At 46.7% G+C, this 17,406-nt stretch carries 13 protein-coding genes and 2 riboswitches; of the genes, 9 read left to right on the forward strand and 4 right to left on the reverse strand.

Translation table 11 applies throughout. The features are described 5' to 3' along the window. Positions 1-112: 112 nt before the first annotated feature. The 3 genes from tamA to OH455_RS14675 are packed head-to-tail and all read left to right on the forward strand — an operon-like array spanning position 113 to position 5,948. Entirely contained in the window at positions 113-1,822 is a 1,710-nt protein-coding gene (gene tamA, locus OH455_RS14665; protein ID WP_269981916.1) for an autotransporter assembly complex protein TamA, read from the forward strand. Continuing rightward, on the forward strand, positions 1,819-5,580 hold the full coding sequence (gene tamB, locus OH455_RS14670) for an autotransporter assembly complex protein TamB (RefSeq protein ID WP_269981917.1): 3,762 nt from the start codon (positions 1,819-1,821) through the stop codon (positions 5,578-5,580). The genes tamA and tamB overlap by 4 nt, the downstream gene beginning before the upstream one ends. Positions 5,581-5,600: 20 nt before the next feature. Next, entirely contained in the window at positions 5,601-5,948 is a 348-nt protein-coding gene (locus OH455_RS14675) for a gamma-glutamylcyclotransferase family protein (RefSeq protein ID WP_206369991.1), read from the forward strand. Positions 5,949-5,991: 43 nt separating this feature from the next. On the opposite strand, the gene ppa is transcribed toward OH455_RS14675, so the two are convergent. Continuing rightward, complete coding sequence (gene ppa / locus OH455_RS14680) at positions 5,992-6,519, reverse strand: inorganic diphosphatase (RefSeq protein WP_269981918.1); 528 nt, start codon at positions 6,517-6,519, stop codon at positions 5,992-5,994. Between the two features lie 156 nt (positions 6,520-6,675). Further along, positions 6,676-7,689, reverse strand: coding sequence for a class 1 fructose-bisphosphatase (gene fbp / locus OH455_RS14685; RefSeq protein ID WP_045974827.1), 1,014 nt, complete (start codon positions 7,687-7,689; stop codon positions 6,676-6,678). A 314-nt stretch (positions 7,690-8,003) separates the two neighbouring features. On the opposite strand from fbp, the gene mpl reads away from it, so the two are divergent. The 5 genes from mpl to thiQ all read left to right on the forward strand — a co-directional run bounded on the left by mpl (position 8,004) and on the right by thiQ (position 13,496). Beyond that, the gene (mpl, locus tag OH455_RS14690; protein WP_269981919.1) at positions 8,004-9,356 is read left to right on the forward strand and encodes a UDP-N-acetylmuramate:L-alanyl-gamma-D-glutamyl-meso-diaminopimelate ligase; all 1,353 of its coding nucleotides are present in this window, start codon (positions 8,004-8,006) and stop codon (positions 9,354-9,356) included. A 14-nt stretch (positions 9,357-9,370) separates the two neighbouring features. Next, positions 9,371-9,997 carry a flavin prenyltransferase UbiX gene (locus OH455_RS14695; protein ID WP_269981920.1) on the forward strand — a complete coding sequence of 209 codons (627 nt, stop codon included), beginning with the start codon at positions 9,371-9,373 and terminating at the stop codon, positions 9,995-9,997. 37 nt (positions 9,998-10,034) lie between these two features. Then, positions 10,035-10,148, forward strand: a riboswitch (TPP riboswitch). A 53-nt stretch (positions 10,149-10,201) separates the two neighbouring features. After that, positions 10,202-11,194, forward strand: a complete 993-nt coding sequence (gene thiB, locus OH455_RS14700) for a thiamine ABC transporter substrate binding subunit (protein WP_269981921.1) — start codon at positions 10,202-10,204, stop codon at positions 11,192-11,194. A gap of 9 nt (positions 11,195-11,203) precedes the next feature. Beyond that, positions 11,204-12,808 (forward strand): thiamine/thiamine pyrophosphate ABC transporter permease ThiP, encoded by a 1,605-nt coding sequence (gene thiP / locus OH455_RS14705; RefSeq protein WP_269981922.1) that lies wholly within the window; start codon positions 11,204-11,206, stop codon positions 12,806-12,808. Next, positions 12,792-13,496 carry a thiamine ABC transporter ATP-binding protein gene (gene thiQ / locus OH455_RS14710; RefSeq protein ID WP_269981923.1) on the forward strand — a complete coding sequence of 235 codons (705 nt, stop codon included), beginning with the start codon at positions 12,792-12,794 and terminating at the stop codon, positions 13,494-13,496. The genes thiP and thiQ overlap by 17 nt, the downstream gene beginning before the upstream one ends. Positions 13,497-13,564: 68 nt before the next feature. Here thiQ and yjgA read toward each other — a convergent pair whose 3' ends face one another. Next, a complete protein-coding gene (gene yjgA / locus OH455_RS14715) occupies positions 13,565-14,092 on the reverse strand; it encodes a ribosome biogenesis factor YjgA (RefSeq protein ID WP_045974821.1) in 528 nt (175 codons plus the stop codon). Between the two features lie 108 nt (positions 14,093-14,200). On the opposite strand from yjgA, the gene pmbA reads away from it, so the two are divergent. Further along, complete coding sequence (gene pmbA / locus OH455_RS14720; protein WP_269981924.1) at positions 14,201-15,544, forward strand: metalloprotease PmbA; 1,344 nt, start codon at positions 14,201-14,203, stop codon at positions 15,542-15,544. A 79-nt stretch (positions 15,545-15,623) separates the two neighbouring features. On the opposite strand, the gene lysC is transcribed toward pmbA, so the two are convergent. Beyond that, complete coding sequence (gene lysC, locus OH455_RS14725; protein ID WP_269981925.1) at positions 15,624-16,976, reverse strand: lysine-sensitive aspartokinase 3; 1,353 nt, start codon at positions 16,974-16,976, stop codon at positions 15,624-15,626. Between the two features lie 90 nt (positions 16,977-17,066). Then, positions 17,067-17,244, reverse strand: a riboswitch (Lysine riboswitch). Positions 17,245-17,406 lie beyond the last annotated feature (162 nt).

Consider the following 17,406-nt stretch of genomic DNA (forward strand, 5'->3'; position numbering starts at 1 on the left):
ATCCTTAAATTAATAATCTTGAGAGTAGACCGCCTAATTGACTGTTTTCGTACAGACTTATTTTTTGTGTGGCGTTATTATTCCGTTACGATTCTTGGGTAGTAGATAAAACATGATAAGAAAGTCATTACCAGTCATTCTCCTTGCCAGTGGTTTTCCTGTGTCTGCTGATACAGTAGGCTTGTCTGTTCAAGGGTTATCTGGTGAGCTAGAGATGAATGTCGATGCTTATCTGACCTCTATTCCTGACGAAGATTATAACACCAGTCTACGCTTTCAAGCTCGTGTCGAAAAGAGCATCACAGAAGCTCTAAATGCCCTCGGCTACTATCATCCAGATTTTTCGTTTCAAGTTCTAGACGATGGTCATAATTTAGTGGTGACTGTTACCCCTGGTCCACCAGTATTGATTAAAGAAGTGGATATAAAGTTGACTGGTGAAGCTAGCGATGACCGTTCATTTAAAGTGTTGCTCCGAAAAAGTGGTATCAAGGAAGGCCAGATCCTGAATCATAGCCAATATGATGCACTTAAATCTGGAATCCGTAATCTGGCATTGCAGAAAGGTTATTTTGAGGGTGATTACTCGATGAGCCGCCTTGAAGTTTCACCGGATTTGAATCAAGCCTTTATACGCCTGCATTTCGACAGCGGTATTCGTTACGCTTTTGGTGAGAACATAATTTCGGGAAGTCAGATTGAAGAAGACCGTGTAGGATCGCTTTCTCCCTACAAAAAGGGAGAACCATATCAGGTTTCGCAAGTCGGAGAGTACAATCAAAACTTGTCTAATACGGATTGGTTTTCTTCGGTGTTTGTTGAGCCTGACTTATCCATGCTGAGTAAGAGCAGAGAGTTGCCAATGAAAGTGTCTCTGGCTCCACAGGCAAAGAACAAACTGGAAACAGGCTTAGGTTACTCTACTGACGTCGGTGTTCGAGGTTCCCTGAAATGGAAAAAACCTTGGGTCAACGCACGTGGCCACAGCTTTGACAGTAGCTTTTCTCTCTCTGGGCCTGAGCAGACGATTACCGCAGGCTACCGTATCCCACTTGAAGATGCGTTGAATGAGTATTATCGCATTGGTTATGGGATGAAAAATGTCGATAACCGAGATACAAAAAGCCTTGAGTCTAACTTAGCGCTTGAGCGCCACTGGACCTTAGACAATGGTTGGCACAGAACTTTGTTTATTCGCTACTTGTTGGAAAACTACGAACAAGGCCTTCAGGATGACTCTGGTCAGTTTCTACTCCCAGGTCTGACATACAGTCGCAGCCGAGTTCGCGGCGGTGCCATGCCTCGTTGGGGAGATCGCCAAAGCCTGACTATTGAGTACGGTGATGAAAGCTTATTATCTGAAACTCGGGTCATTCGCCTGCAAGCAGGCACATCTTGGATTCGTAGCGCAGGTCGCAATCATCGGGGGATCTTACGTTTAGACGGAGGTGCCAACTTTGCAGACAAGTTCGATAAGTTATCTCCATCACTGCGTTTCTTTGCCGGTGGTGACAATAATTTGCGTGGTTATGGCTATGAATCTATTTCCCCCAAAGACAGTAGTGGTGCATTGACGGGGGCCAAATACATCGCGACTTCATCCTTGGAGTATCAATACCGTGTCTATGGTAATTGGTGGGGAGCGGTATTTTATGATTATGGCGATGCCTTCAATGACAAGCCTGATTTTAAGCGCGGGACTGGTTTTGGTGTTCGTTGGGCATCGCCCGTGGGTCCAATTCGTCTCGACTTTGCTTGGGGCCTTGATACTTCGCCGGGTGATGAATTTAAAATCCACTTCACGTTAGGGCCCGAATTATGACCAAGGTTGTTTTAAAATGGTCAAAGCGGCTGTCTATCTCATTGTTCAGCTTTTTGGTGGTGATTGCTATTGCCCTAGCGGCAGTTCTTTTTACAACTCCGGGTCTTAAAATAGTACTCTGGGGAGCAGAAAAGTTTGTACCTCAGTTGAAAATCGAGTCCTATTCAGGGGCGATTTTCCCGCGCTTTACGCTTAATGGTGTCGCGTTTAAAGACGACTCGCTTAACGTCGATGTTCAGGCTCGCTCAATCACGTTGGCGGTTAATGCAGCTTGCCTGACAGAGCCCAGTGTTTGTGTCGATGAACTCGCGGTAGATGGCCTTAAGTTTGATATGCCGGAATTACCGCAGAGCAGCACAACGCCAGAGGAACCTGTGGCTGACGAAAGTGGACTAGTGACAGCGCCTATACCCATTAAAGTCAAACGCGTGGCCTTAACCGACATTTCCCTGGATATACTAGGTAATCAGATCAATTGGCAGTCTTTCACGACTGGGTTGGCCTTTCAGGGTAATCGTCTACGAATTAATCAAACGGCGATCGACTCCATTCGAGTGGCTTTGGCACCAAGTGATGCCAGTGAATCAGCTCCTGCTGCGAGTTCTTCTGCGGACACTAACGCACCGATAGTCTTACCAAACATTACCTTACCGCTACAAATTGATGTAGTGCGACTGGATGTGAATGATTTTGAGTTGCAACAATCCACTCCTGTAGTCGTAAACCATTTGGGGTTGGAGGCAAGTGCCGCTGGATCCCAAGTTCAGGTTGATACTCTTGCATTGGATATGCCCGAAATCGAAGGTGTGCTTAGTACAACAGTGACCTTATCAGATGACTATCCGTTGGAGTTGGAACTGAATGCCAAAGTGAAGCAGGAGATAGCGGATGGACAGACAGTCAAACTGCATGCGACGGGAAGTGTTGCTGAACTGGCGTTAAAGGCAGACTTCGGCGGTTTAGCTAAAGCTCATCTTGAAGCTGCACTGCAGCCACTTAATGCCGAATTTCCTTTTGAGCTGACTTTGATTGATGGTGACCTTCAATGGCCGTTGAAAGGTCACGGTGATTATTTTGCGACAATACGCAACTTGCATACTCAAGGCTCGCTAAACGGCTACAGTGTTGAACTCGATTCGGCTCTGAAAGGTAGTCAATTGCCTGATGCTGACCTGACTCTGCATGGCAACGGGGATTTAAACCAAATCGATCTTCAGTCCCTCTCTATACAAGTCTTAGGAGGGGAGGTGAGTGGTACGGTGATGGCCAATTGGCAAGCGCCGATTAACTGGGCAGCGAACCTTTCACTGAAGGACATTCAACCGGGACTACAGTGGCAGCAGGCAGAAGGGAATATTAGCGGCAAGTTCGCCACGACAGGTTCATTGACGGAGCAAGGTGGTTGGCAGGTTAAGTTACCAACATTAGACATTGACGGCGTTTTGCGAGATTACCCGCTGAACATAGAAGGTGCGTTGTCTGCTTCCGATAAAGCGGGCACTGGTGAACTCAAAATTGATACGCCACGCTTAGTCTTATCTCATGGACCGAATCATCTGAAGGCAAAGGGTGAGGTTGAACAAAACCTAAATATGCAGCTTGCCGTCGACTTTCCAGATATCGCTAAATCCGTCCCTGATTTAAGAGGTAGCGCTCAAGGTCAGATTAGGCTGACTGGTAAGTTGGATAAACCTTTGGTTGGTGTGGATCTAAATGTGAAAGCCATTAAGTGGCAGCAAGATGTGCAGGTAGAGGATGTTTCGCTGCAAGGGAAGATCTCTCCACTGCCTTTACCTTCTGGTGAATTGCAGCTCAGAGTTGCCAGAGCCAAATATCAAGATTATCTGATTGATAAAGTGTTATTAAATTTTGATGGCGAGCAACAGCAGCACGCATTGACTCTTGATCTTGAGTCAAACATCGCCTCAACGAAATTGGCGATTAAAGGTGCGTTGAAAGATAAGCCTGAGTTGATGTGGAAAGGTGCGCTGGAGCGTATGTCGTTGACATCAGAGCAAGGTATGTGGAACTTGAATCAACCGACTCAGTTAGAGTTTCTTATTGACTCACAGCAGGCATTCGTTGCGGCGCATTGTTGGTTACAAGCCGATGCTTCGATCTGTCTCGATCAGGATGTAAACGCGGGTCAAAGTGGCGAAGCGCATCTTTCCATCAAACAGTTCGATTTTGATCAGCTTAAAGCGTTTGTGCCTCAAACGATTAAATTAGAGGGTGGAGTGAATGCTACTGCGATGGCTAAGTGGGCACCAGAACAAGCGCCACAGATCATGATCAAGTTAGAAATGCCCAAAGGATCGGTAACGCAAAATAATGAGCAGCCTGTCCATCTTGGTTGGGAGTCACTCAAACTTAATGCTCATCTTGAGAACAACAAACTTGAGGCTGACTGGTTACTGGATGTGACAGACAATGGAGACATTTCAGGTGAGATCCATATCCCTGATGTGTTAGCGAAAGACAAACAGCTGGATGGTAAGCTTGGTTTAACGACTTTCCACTTGGATTTTCTTGCTCCTCTTCTTGGCGACTATAGCAAGATGAAATCTAATGTTAGTACCGATTTAACATTTTCCGGCCCTATGATGCACCCTAAAGTTTATGGCCAGTTTGTGGTCGATGATATTTTGCTTAAAGGGGAAATCACACCCGTTGAGATTGATTCGGGTAAACTGTCCCTCAGTTTCTCGGGCTATGACGCGACACTCGCGGCGATGATCAATACACCTGATGGTAAGCTGGAAGCTGCCGGAGATGCTAACTGGCAAGATCTCAAAGATTGGCAGACGAATGTTCGGGTTTTTGCCGAAGAGCTGTTAGTGGATGTGCCGCCGATGGTGAAAATCAAGGTTGTGCCAGATATGACGATATCGGCTTCTCCCAAGCAAGCTCAGATCGATGGTAAGATTTCTCTGCCTTGGGGACGCATTGTGATTGAGGAACTGCCGCCAAGCGCGATTGGAATATCGAAGGATCAGGTTATTCTAGATGATCAGCTTCAGCCCCAAAATGAAACCCCTAGCGTACCGTTTAGTGTTCAGACAAACATTAACATCAATATTGGCGAGGACTTCAAACTTTCAGCTTTTGGTTTAGAGGGCGGTTTATCGGGAAACCTCAATGTTGCACAGCGTGATAAGGGGCCGTTTGTGACTGGCGAAGTGAATATTGTCGATGGCTCCTACCGCTCCTTTGGCCAAGATTTGTTAATCAAACAAGGTAAGGTTCTGATGAATGGTCCGGTGGATCAACCTTATGTGCAAATTACTGCGGTACGTAACCCTGACAACACTCGAGATGAGGTCACGGCAGGTGTTCGAGTTACTGGGCCTGCTGATGAACCTACCGTCACTATTTTTTCTGAACCTCCAATGCCTCAAGCTAATGCACTATCTTATTTACTGCGTGGCCAAAATATTGATGGTGAATCAGGCAGTAACTCTATGACGACGACGTTGATTGGTTTGAGCTTAGCCCAAAGTGGTCGTGTCGTAGGCGAAATTGGCCAAGCTTTTGGTGTTCAGGATCTTCAGTTGGATACTTCTGGGTCTGGTGATGATTCACAAGTAACCGTGAGCGGTTACGTTCTACCGGGTCTGCAGGTCAAATATGGCGTGGGTATCTTTGACTCTGTGGGCGAATTTACGGTGCGTTATCGACTGATGCAAGATTTATATGTTGAGGCTGTATCAGGTCTGGACAGCGCAGTCGATCTGCTGTATCAATTTGAATTCAATTGATCGTCAAGTTAGGTGGCAGGATGCAGCATTTACTCTTTGTATATGGAACCCTACGTCAGGGAGAAAGTAACCATGATTATTTGGTTGGCTCCCAATGCTTAGGTCATTTTGAAACGCTTCCTAACTACGCACTATATGATCTTGGATCATATCCAGCGGTTATTGAGGGTCATGGGTCGATTCTTGGGGAAGTGTATTTGATTGATGGGCTGACACTATCTAAAGTCGATCAACTTGAGGATGTTCCTATTGAGTATCGCCGTGAGAAAATTGAAACCCCCTTCGGTGAAGCTTGGATATACCTTTACCAAGATGGCAGCAAACTTGATACCATTATTTCTTCAGGTGACTGGTGCCAGCGGGTCTAGCGTTCAGTGATATAAAAAAGCCAGCATTGCTGGCTCTTTTTTATTATTTCTGTGCGCGTTCGTAAGACTCAAGAATCTCTTTACGAGCAGATTCTACGTTTTCCCAACCGTCGACTTTTACCCACTTGCCAGACTCAAGCTCTTTGTAACGCTCAAAGAAATGCGTGATCTGTGCTTTCAGTAGCTCAGGCAGGTCGTTTACGTCTTTGATGTGATCGTATTCTTTGGACAATTTAGTGTGTGGGACCGCTACTACTTTCGCGTCTTCACCAGACTCATCCGTCATTTTTAGAACACCGACAGGACGGCAGCGGATCACTGAACCAGGCATCAGAGGGTGCGGTGTTGGAACCAGAACGTCTACTGGATCTCCGTCTAGAGACAAAGTGTGATTTACATAACCGTAGTTACATGGGTAGAACATAGGTGCAGACATAAAGCGGTCGACGAACACAGCACCTGAATCTTTGTCTACTTCATATTTGATTGGATCCGCATTAGCAGGGATTTCAATCACGACATAGAGATCATCAGGAAGAGACTTACCTGCTGGTACGTTGTTTAAACTCATTAAGAAAGTTCCTTTTTTAGTTTGTACCTCAGTGAGGCACACGGGCTTGAATATAAGACCGCAATACCTTACTGCTAAACTCGGTTTTATGTAAACCAACTAAGGCGAGATTTTGCTCAAGAAAATGTGAAAAAGGCGCCGAAAGCGCCTTCGCACTTAATCTTCTGGGTGACGTTCCAAGAACTGTTCCACTTTTTTAACCATGTTTTTTGAGCCAACAAAGAAAGGTACACGTTGGTGCAATTCAGTCGGCTTTAGATCCATGATACGAGTCTTACCATCAGACGCGACACCACCAGCTTGCTCAATGATATATGCCATTGGGTTACACTCGTAAAGTAAACGTAGTTTACCGTTTGGATGGCTTTGTGTACTTGGGTAGAGGTAGATACCACCTTTAAGCAGGTTGCGATGAAAATCGGCGACCAGTGAACCGATATAGCGTGACGTGTAAGGACGCTGCTCGCTCGGTTCATTTTCCTGACAGTATTTGATGTACTTCTTGACACCCATTGGGAAACGGATGTAGTTACCTTCGTTGATTGAGTAAATCGTTCCATCTTCCGGGATCATCATGTTTTCATGAGACAGGCAGAATGTGCCCAAAGATGGATCGTAGGTAAAACCATTAACGCCCTTACCAGTTGTGTAAACCAACATGGTTGAAGAGCCGTAAATCACGTAACCTGCCGCAACCTGTTTATGGCCGGGTTGAAGGAAATCTTCTTCTGTCGGTGGAGTACCGATAGGCGATACACGACGGTAAATAGAGAAGATGGTACCGACAGACACGTTGACATCGATGTTTGAAGAGCCATCTAACGGATCCATCAGAACCACGTATTTCGCGTTTTTGTTCAACTCTTTATTGAACGCAACGGCTTCGTCTTCTTCTTCACTGGCTACACCACAAACCTGATCACGGGCTTCTAGCGCTGCTTTAAACTTTTCATTCGCGTAAACATCCAGCTTCTGCTGGTCTTCACCCTGTACGTTCTCTGTACCGACTGCACCGGTAATGTCACCAAGACCAGCAGCGTTGATCTCGCGGTTAACGATTTTTGCAGCAAGTCGGATAGAAGAAAGTAGGGATGATAGATCACCGCTAGCGTGGGGGAAGTCCGCTTGTTTCTCAACAATGAACTCGCCAAGGGTGCGCATTCCAGACATGATTTTTCCTTTAGTCGCTTCAATATAGTAGGGGATAGGCGATGATGAACTCTGACGGATCTTAAATTTCGCCTAAGCCTAGTTTAAGAGTTAGATCTTTTTATTGGTAATGAACTAACTGACTGAGATCTCGTTTTATTTGTCGACTTGATAACAGTTTTCATCTGCTTGTTTGAAACCATACGAGTTGGATAACGCGCATAACACGCAATCATTTGCGCTCGTGTGACGTAAAACAGTGAGCAAAGTAGTTCGCTTTTCTGCGTATAATCGCCATAATGTCAGCTCAGTTTTCGCCTTGGAGAAGGTTGTTTATGCATATTCATATCTTGGGAATTTGTGGCACATTTATGGGAGGTGCTGCGGTTTTAGCTCGTCAATTGGGTCATAAAGTGACGGGGAGTGACGCCAACGTTTATCCACCAATGAGTACATTGTTGGAATCTCAAGGTATTGAAATAATTGAAGGATTTGACCCTTCTCAGCTTGTTCCTGCACCTGATCTCGTTGTGATTGGAAACGCGATGAGTCGAGGTAATCCCTGTGTCGAACATGTATTGAACAGTAATCTGAGATACACCTCAGGCCCACAGTGGCTGCAGGAGTTTCTTCTCCATGACCGTTGGGTGCTGGCTGTCTCTGGAACTCATGGAAAAACGACCACTTCCAGCATGCTGGCGTGGATTTTAGAAGATTGTGGCTACCAACCTGGCTTTCTTGTCGGTGGTGTCTTGGGCAACTTCGGTGTTTCAGCACGTTTGGGCGAAAGTATGTTTTTTGTCGTGGAAGCTGATGAATACGATAGTGCTTTTTTCGATAAGCGTTCTAAGTTCGTGCATTACCATCCTCGTACGTTAGTGATGAACAATTTGGAGTTTGATCATGCGGATATCTTCGATGATCTGGAAGCGATCAAGCGCCAATTCCATCACTTAGTCAGAACCGTGCCGGGGAACGGTCGAATCCTTGCTCCGCAAGAAGATTCAGCAATTGGCGATGTATTACAGCGTGGCTGCTGGAGCGAAACGGAGTTCAGCGGTGAACAAGGTGATTGGCGAGCGGAGAAACAAGTCGCCGATGGTTCAATATTCACCGTTTTCTTCCAAGGGGAAGCCGTCGGTACTGTGAAGTGGGATCTGGTGGGTGATCATAACGTCGACAATGCTTTGATGGCCATCGCAGCAGCCCGTCATGTGGGTGTAACTCCAGATTTAGCCTGTCAGTCGCTGGCGAAATTCATCAATACCAAACGTCGACTTGAACTAAAAGGTGAAGTGAATCAGGTTACGGTTTACGATGACTTCGCTCATCATCCTACGGCGATTGAACTTACTGTGGGTGGATTGCGTAATAAGGTCGGCCAACAACGTATCCTAGCAGTACTTGAACCTCGTAGTGCGACGATGAAACGTGGCGTGCACAAAGAAACATTGGCGGCTTCCCTTGCTCAGGCCGATGTAGTTTTCCTTTATCAACCAGATAGTATTGAATGGTCTGTCGAGGACATTGCCCAGCAGTGTCAGCAATCGGCTTATGTGTCAGACAGTGTTGATGCGTTAGTGCAGATGCTGACTGAACAGGCTCAACCGGGCGATCAAATTCTGGTGATGAGCAATGGTGGGTTTGAAGGCATCCACGACAAGCTGCTGGCTAAACTCGCCGAATAGATTAATGTAGTAGTATGAATAATGAGAAAAACAAAGCAATTACACTCGCTTTTACGGGGGCTTCAGGCGCACCGTATGGGCTTAGATTGCTTGAATGTCTGCTAGCCGCCGGCTATCAGGTACATCTGCTGATATCGTCAGCGGCTCGAGTTGTGTTAGCAACTGAGCATGATATGAAATTGCCAGCGAACCCAGATTCCGCCCAACAAGCATTGGTCGCACACCTTAATTGTGATTCCGAGAAGTTGGTTGTCTATGGTAAAGACGACTGGTTCTCTCCAGTGGCTTCCGGGTCTGCGGCGCCAAAACAGATGGTCGTGTGTCCTTGTTCTGCAGGCAGTGTCGCTGCCATCGCACATGGTATGTCCGACAATCTCATCGAGCGTGCGGCTGATGTGGTGATGAAAGAACGTGGGCAATTGCTGCTGGTCGTCCGTGAAACACCGTTCTCGACGTTGCATCTAGAAAATATGCATAAATTGTCGCAGATGGGCGTCACCATTATGCCTGCGGCACCGGGCTTCTACCATCAACCTAAGTCTATTGAAGATCTGGTCGACTTTATGGTGGCGAGGGTTCTCGATCATCTTAATGTTGAACAGGGGCTTGTTCCGCGTTGGGGATATGACCAGCGCGCTTAATTCTGGCCAATTGATAACATTACGATTACAATTCAGCCGACACTCATCGGGGAGCTATTCATCGCACAGATGAAGCTGAGATTGGGCAAAGCCCAGGACCCGTGTACCTGAACCAGATAATGCTGGCGTAGGAATTGAGTCTGAACATTTGCCCTGCCAATGTTTCCTCAAACCTGTGCCGCTCAACCAAGGAGAGAGCGAGCAGTGAAAACCACTTTAAGCACCATCGCCGTTACCACACTGACATCTTTTTCTGCATTGGCAGCAGATAACACCCTTACCGTTTATACCTACGATTCTTTTGCCGCGGATTGGGGCCCCGGCCCGAAAGTGGCAGCCGCTTTTGAAGCGCATTGCGGTTGTGATGTCAATTTTGTTGCTCTTGATGATGGTGTCTCTATTCTTAACCGCCTGCGTCTCGAAGGGGACAACAGCAAAGCGGATATTGTGTTAGGTTTGGACAACAATCTAATGGCGGAAGCACAGAAAACAGGTTTGCTTGCTGAGCATAATGTCGATACCAAATCAGTAAAATTGCCCAATGGTTGGGAAGACAGTACTTTTGTGCCGTATGACTTCGGGTACTTTGCGTTTGTTTACAACAAAGAAAAGCTAACCAATCCACCAAAGAGTCTTAAAGAACTGGTGGAATCTCGGAATGATCTGAAAGTGATTTATCAGGATCCACGCACCTCAACACCGGGTCAAGGTCTGATGTTGTGGATGAAATCTGTTTATGGTGATGATGTTGTACCCGCTTGGAAGCTACTGGCTAAGAAAACCGTCACTGTCACGAAAGGTTGGTCTGAGGCTTACTCTATGTTCCTTGAAGGTGAGTCAGACATGGTGTTGTCTTACACCACCTCACCGGCATATCACCTGATCGCAGAAAGCGACAGCCAATACGCAGCGGCTGACTTTTCTGAAGGCCATTACACTCAGGTTGAAGTTGCGGCTAAAGTCAAAGCATCGAAAAACGAAAAGTTAGCCGATGAATTTATGACGTTTATCCTTAGCGATGATTTTCAGTCTTTGATGCCAATGGGTAACTGGATGTACCCAGTGACAGAAGTCGCATTGCCTGAAGGTTTTGAGACACTGACGGTACCTGAAAAAGCATTGAGTTTTAGCGCAGAAGAAGTAGCCCAAAACCGAAAAGCTTGGATACGTGAGTGGCAAAGTGCCTTAACCTTTTAAGGAGACGCTTTGCGTAGTATTCCACAATTGGGACTCTGGGTCGCGATAGCTATCTCGGCCTTTGTTGTTTCTGCTCTCGGTGCTTTATTAGTTGCGGCCCCATCCCTGAATATCGCTCAGGTTTGGTCAGACCCTTACTATCGGTATGTGACCAAGTTCAGCTTTTACCAATCGTTTCTGTCGACTCTGCTCAGTGTTGGTTTAGCGGTTCCTTTAGCGCATGCTTTATCTCGGCGTAACTTTCCTGGTAAGTCATTATTGCTTAAGTTGTTTGCCACAACATTGGTGCTGCCTGTATTGGTTGGGGTGTTTGGCTTGCTGGCGATTTATGGCAATAGCGGTTTGTTGTCGTCAGCATTTAAATGGTTTGATTCTAGGCTGCCTTTTTCAATTTATGGTCTGAACGGCATTTTACTGGCGCACGTGTTTTTCAACCTGCCTTATGCGACGCGCCTGTTATTACAGTCATTGGAGTCTATTCCGGCTGAGCAGCATAAACTGTGTGCGCATCTAGGTATGGGCCATTGGCATAAATTTAAGTGGGTCGAATGGCCTCGCTTACGTCAGCAGTTGCCGCACGTGTGTGGTTTGGTGTTTATGCTGTGTTTTACCAGTTTTGCGACGGTCATGGCACTCGGTGGCGGGCCGAAATCGACCACGATAGAGCTGGCGATTTATCAAGCGATCAAATTTGATTTTGACTTGCAGGCAGGGGCATTGCTCGCGTTATGGCAGATGCTATTGTGTGGCATTATGGCGTTGGCGGTGCAACGTTTGACCAAACCTGTGGCTGTGAGTTCAGGCGCGCCAAGTCACAACCTTTATATGGTAAAGGACTCCATCTGGTCATATAGCTGGGATTGGATCTGGATTGGCCTGAGCATGCTATTGGTGCTGCCACCTTTACTGATGGTGGTGCTCAGTGGCATCAACTCAGAAGCCTTATCGGTGTTTACTGACCAACGATTTTGGCTGGCGTTATGGTCGTCGCTCAAAGTAGCAACATTGGCGAGCAGTATTGCACTCTCGGCAGGGATTGCAATATTGTTGACCAGCCGTCGATTGCGACTGAACGCAAGAAGTCATCGTGCGGATCAGATTGAGCTATTGGGTACGATCATTCTTGTCACTCCCGGCTTGGTGATTTCTACAGGATTATTTTTGCTATTGCGGTCTTTTACTGATGTGTTTAGTCTGGCGTTTTTTATTGTGGTTGCGGTGAATGCGTTGATGGGCTTGCCTTACGTGATCAAAACCTTGTCACAACCGATGCTGCAGATCGAACAGCAATACCAATACCTATGCGCAAGCTTAGGTATCAAAGGTTGGCAGCGCTTTCGCGTTGTTGAATGGCGAGCACTGAGAAAGCCAATGGCACATGCTTTCGCGATCAGTTTCATGTTTGCGGTGGGAGACTTAAGTGCAATTGCCCTGTTTGGCAGTCAGGAGTTCCGCACGCTGCCGTTGTATCTTTTCCAATTGCTGGGCAGTTATCAGATGGATGCAGCTGCTGTAGTGTCAGTGACTTTGTTACTGCTCAGTGTTGGCTGTTTTGTACTGATTGAAACCCTGTTTAAGGCAAACGCCAAGGTGACTTATGCTGACCCTCAATGATGTTCGTTACTATTACCATCAGGATCTATTCCATTTTGATTTAGATATTGAGCATGGAAGTCTGGTCGCATTGATGGGGCCGAGTGGGGCGGGGAAATCAACGTTACTGGCCTTGGTTGCGGGTTTTATCGAACCTGAAAGTGGCAGTATTAAAGCTGATGAATCAGAAGTTGTGGGCAAAGAGCCTCACCAGCGTCCTTTTGCGATGCTATTTCAGGAGCATAACCTGTTTGCCCATCTCACCGTGCGCGAAAATATTGGATTGGGGCTGAACCCTGGATTGAAACTTAATTCTGAGCAAGCCAGTCAGGTGGAACAAGCCGCGATTCAGGTCGGTATCGAGGAATATTTGGATCGTTTACCTGAACAATTATCGGGTGGACAGCGTCAGCGTGTCGCATTGGCCCGTTGTTTTGTTCAGCCTCACCCTATCTGGCTGCTTGATGAACCTTTCTCTGCGCTTGATCCGGTATTGCGTGAAGAGATGCTCGGGCTGGTCAAGCAGTTAGCCGCAGAGCGTAACATTACTGTGGTGATGGTGACTCACCATATCAGCGACGCTAAAGCTATTGCCTCGCATTTTGCTTTTGTTGACCAAGGAAAGGTGGCGGTTGCTGAAACGATTGAACTTTTAACCCAGCAACATAGCCATGCTGTACTCAGTGGGTTTGTTAAAGCGGGCGAATAACTTTCCCTAAGAGCAAAAAAATGGGCTGGTGTATCTACATCAGCCCATTTTTATCTAAAGCGGCTTGCTTAAATCTCTTCGTCGTTGAGCTCTTTTAGCACTTGGAATATTTCACGGAACGCTTTAGCTGGCTTACCCGCTTTCTTCTCTTTTGCTGCCTGACGTGCTAATTGGCGTAAACGCTGGCGATCCGCTTGTGGGTATAGATCCACTACATCCGCAATGGCGTCATCGCCTTCTTCAACGACGCGATCACGCAGCTGTTCCAGCTTGTGCAGTGCAGCAGTCGCTTGAGAGTGCTTGTTACGTACTTTGTCTAGTGCCGCTTGAAGTGGTTCAGGATCTTCGAAACGCATCAGCTTACCAATGTATTGCAACTGGCGACGACGTGCTTCATTTTTAAAGCGTTGTGCATCTTTAATTGCCTCGGCAAGGTCCTCACTTAACGGGAATTTTTCTAACACCGAAGGTTTTAGACTGGCGAGTTCTTCACCCAGTTTTTGTAACTCTTCCATGTCACGCTTCATTTCGGTTTTGCTGACCCAAATGATTTCCTCTTCTTCTTCCCATGGCGCTTTTTGATTCTTACGGGCCATCTTTCTGCCTTAATTTGAACATCTATTTCTCTATTTTAACAAGAATCATGGGGAGAAAGCGAAATTCTTGTTATTCTAGGGACAACAGACCTTAAGCATGAAGAAGATATGGACGTAAGACAGCAAGTCGCTCAGCAACGTGTTGAGCTTGAGGCCGCCGTTGCGAAAGCACTGGAAATGGCCGCGGAAAAATCCGATGGCGCTGAAGTCGCGATCACTAAAACCACTGGCCTGAGTGTATCAACACGTATGTGTGAGGTGGAAAACGTTGAATTTAACAGCGATGGCGCTTTAGGTATTACCGTTTACCGTGGTCAGCGCAAAGGCAGTGCGTCTACCTCCGATCTCAGTGAGAAAGCCATTCAACAGACGGTGATGGCAGCACTTGATATTGCCAATTACACTTCAGAAGATCCATGCTCAGGCCCAGCTCCTAAAGAGCTGATGGTAAAAGAAATTCCTGATCTTGATTTGTTTCACCCTGATACACCAGACCCAGATCATGCTGCCGAGATTGCGATTGCTGCTGAGCAAAAAGCGTTATCTTTCAGTGACAAAATCAAACAAAGCGATGGTGCGAGTTACGACAGCCATTATGGTTTGAAGGTTTATGGCAACAGTCACGGTTTGCTTGCTAGCTATGCCTCCAGTCGCCACAGTACCAGTTGTTGTGTGATTGGTCAGGGCGAAAGTGGTGTTATGGAGCGTGACTATAGCTATACAGTCGCACGCCATAAAGATGATCTTTGGACACCTGAGTCAGTCGGCTTGAAAGCGGCGGAGAAAACCATCAGTCGACTTGATGCGCAAAAGCTGAAAACAGGTCAATATCCTGTAATGTTCGCAGCTGATGTGGCAACAGGTTTACTTGGACACCTAGTGATGGCAATCAGTGGTGGTAACCTGTATCGCAAGTCATCATTCTTACTTGATCATCTCGGCCAAAAGGTACTTCCAGATTGGTTTAATGTTGCTGAAAAACCGCATTTACTACGCGGCTTAGCGTCGAGCCCATTTGATAGTGAAGGTGTTACAACCCAAGATCGTGAAATCATTACCGATGGTGTGCTCGCGACATATCTATTGACCAGCTATGCCGCGCGTAAAATGGACATGACGCCAACGGGTCACGCAGGTGGCATTCATAACTGGTTCGTTCAATCGACGGGGCAAGACTTTGAGCAGATGCTTAAAGAACTGGGAACGGGCTTCCTTGTCACTGAAGTGATGGGACAGGGCGTGAATATCGTCACCGGTGATTACTCTCGAGGCGCGGCTGGCTTCTGGGTGGAAAATGGCCAGATCCAATATCCTGTTTCTGAAGTGACCATCGCCAGTAACCTGAAAGACATGTTTGATCAGATTGTCGCGGTAGGGAATGATGTTGAAACCCGATCGCAAATACAGACAGGTTCGATTCTGATTGAATCTATGAAAGTCGCCGGTGAGTAATATACTCGGTTTTATCACTAGTATAAATTAAAAGGGTTGGCGTTTTAGCGCCAACCCTCTTTTGTTCTCTGCTTTATTATCACTTCTCAAACAATTCAGTGTGCAGCTTCTGAATCGCTAATTTTGCATCGGCTTCACCAACCAAGAAACACAGGTTGTGTGGGCTTGCACCATAGCAGATCATTCTCAAGTTAAACTCTTCTAGTGTGCCAAATACTTGTTTTGCATAACCTTTGCTCTCACTCATGTTGTTGCCAATCAGCGCGACCAGACACAGGTTATGTTCCACTTCAACGGTGCACAGCTCTTCCAGCTCAAGACGTGCGGCTTCTGGTAACTGAGGGGCACCGCCAGATGTGTCGGTTTGGTCAAGCGTTAGACTGACACTGATCTCTGAAGTGGTAATCAAATCCACCGAAATCTTGTGCTTCGCCAGAATTTCAAATACCTTGGCGAGAAAGCCGTAAGCGTGGAACATCTGTGCGCTGCGCAGCGTCACCATGGTCTGATTGCATCGTAAAGCCAAAGCTCGGAAAAGAGGTGAGCTCTCGACTTGATGGCGAATCCAAGTTCCGCCTTTTTCAGGTTGCTTTGATGAACCGACAAACACCGGGATATCATGGCGTAGAGCAGGGATCAGCGTCGAAGGGTGAAGGATCTTAGCGCCAAAATTAGCCATTTCAGAGGCTTCACTGAAGCTGATCTCTGAGATAGGAGAGGCTTTTGAGGCAATACGTGGGTCAGTGGTATAAATTCCCGGTACATCGGTCCAAATTTCAAGTCCCTGAGCTTCAACTGCTTCTGCAATAAGTGCGGCACTGTAATCGCTACCACCTCGACCCAGTGTCGTGGTATTGCCATCTGCATCGGCGCCAATAAAACCTTGAGTTACCACAACCTGTTGTTGGCATAACGGGATAAGTGAAGTGTGCGCTTGTTGACGAATGGTGGCCAGTTCCGGTTCTGCTTTACCAAAATTGTCATCTGTGCGTAGTACTTCACGAATATCAAAGCGTACCGCATTGATGCCACGTTCCTTCATTAACTGGGCCAGCAGATGTGTAGACATCAACTCACCACAGGCAACAAGGTGATCGGTCAGCTTGGTACTTGACTGAATCGAGGCGGCTTCTGCCAAACTTGTGACGGTATCTAGAATGGAGTAGACCTCGTTGGCCGCTTGAGTCGCATCTTCTAGTTGATTGAGTACCGCATCATGAATACTGGCGAGTTTGGTTAGAATCACACTGCGTTCTGTCTGATCTTGAACTCCGTTCGCGAGCTCGACTAATAAGTTTGTCACACCTGAACAGGCGCTACTGACGACTAACTTTGTGTTTGGGTTCTGTTCAATGATCGCAGCACAGCGACTCATGGCTTCAAAGTTAGCAACACTGGTTCCACCAAATTTAGCAACGTTAAAATTGCCCACGGCATTTCTCCCACAACTTCCTGAAAGTAAATAAGTAATCCTTGCTTGAAGAGAGATTGAGCGTATAGAGAGGTTTTATTGTGTAAGGTTTACCTCAGAAGCTCTTCACCAGACTGAGCTGATGACAGTTGATGGGAGTCAACCCAAGTCAACCGACAGATCAAAACCACAACGTTGATCTACCTCGGCACTACTCCCCCTCAGTGATTTGTATCGGAGTTGTGGCTCCACAAAACACCTACCTGGGTAGTGCTCCTCTTCTGCAAAATGCATTCATATGGCGGCATAAAAATTCACCATACAAACTGCATTGAACGTTTTTATTTGAGCTTTGTCAACGGGAAAGTGTCACTTTAATCGGTTTATTAATTAACAAACTTGTGACAGTGGTTTTACCTGGCAACTTTCGTCCAATTGCTGCTGGTGTCGA

Source organism: Vibrio sp. T11.5 (assembly GCF_027587155.1).
Classification (GTDB): Bacteria; Pseudomonadota; Gammaproteobacteria; order Enterobacterales; family Vibrionaceae; genus Vibrio; species Vibrio neptunius.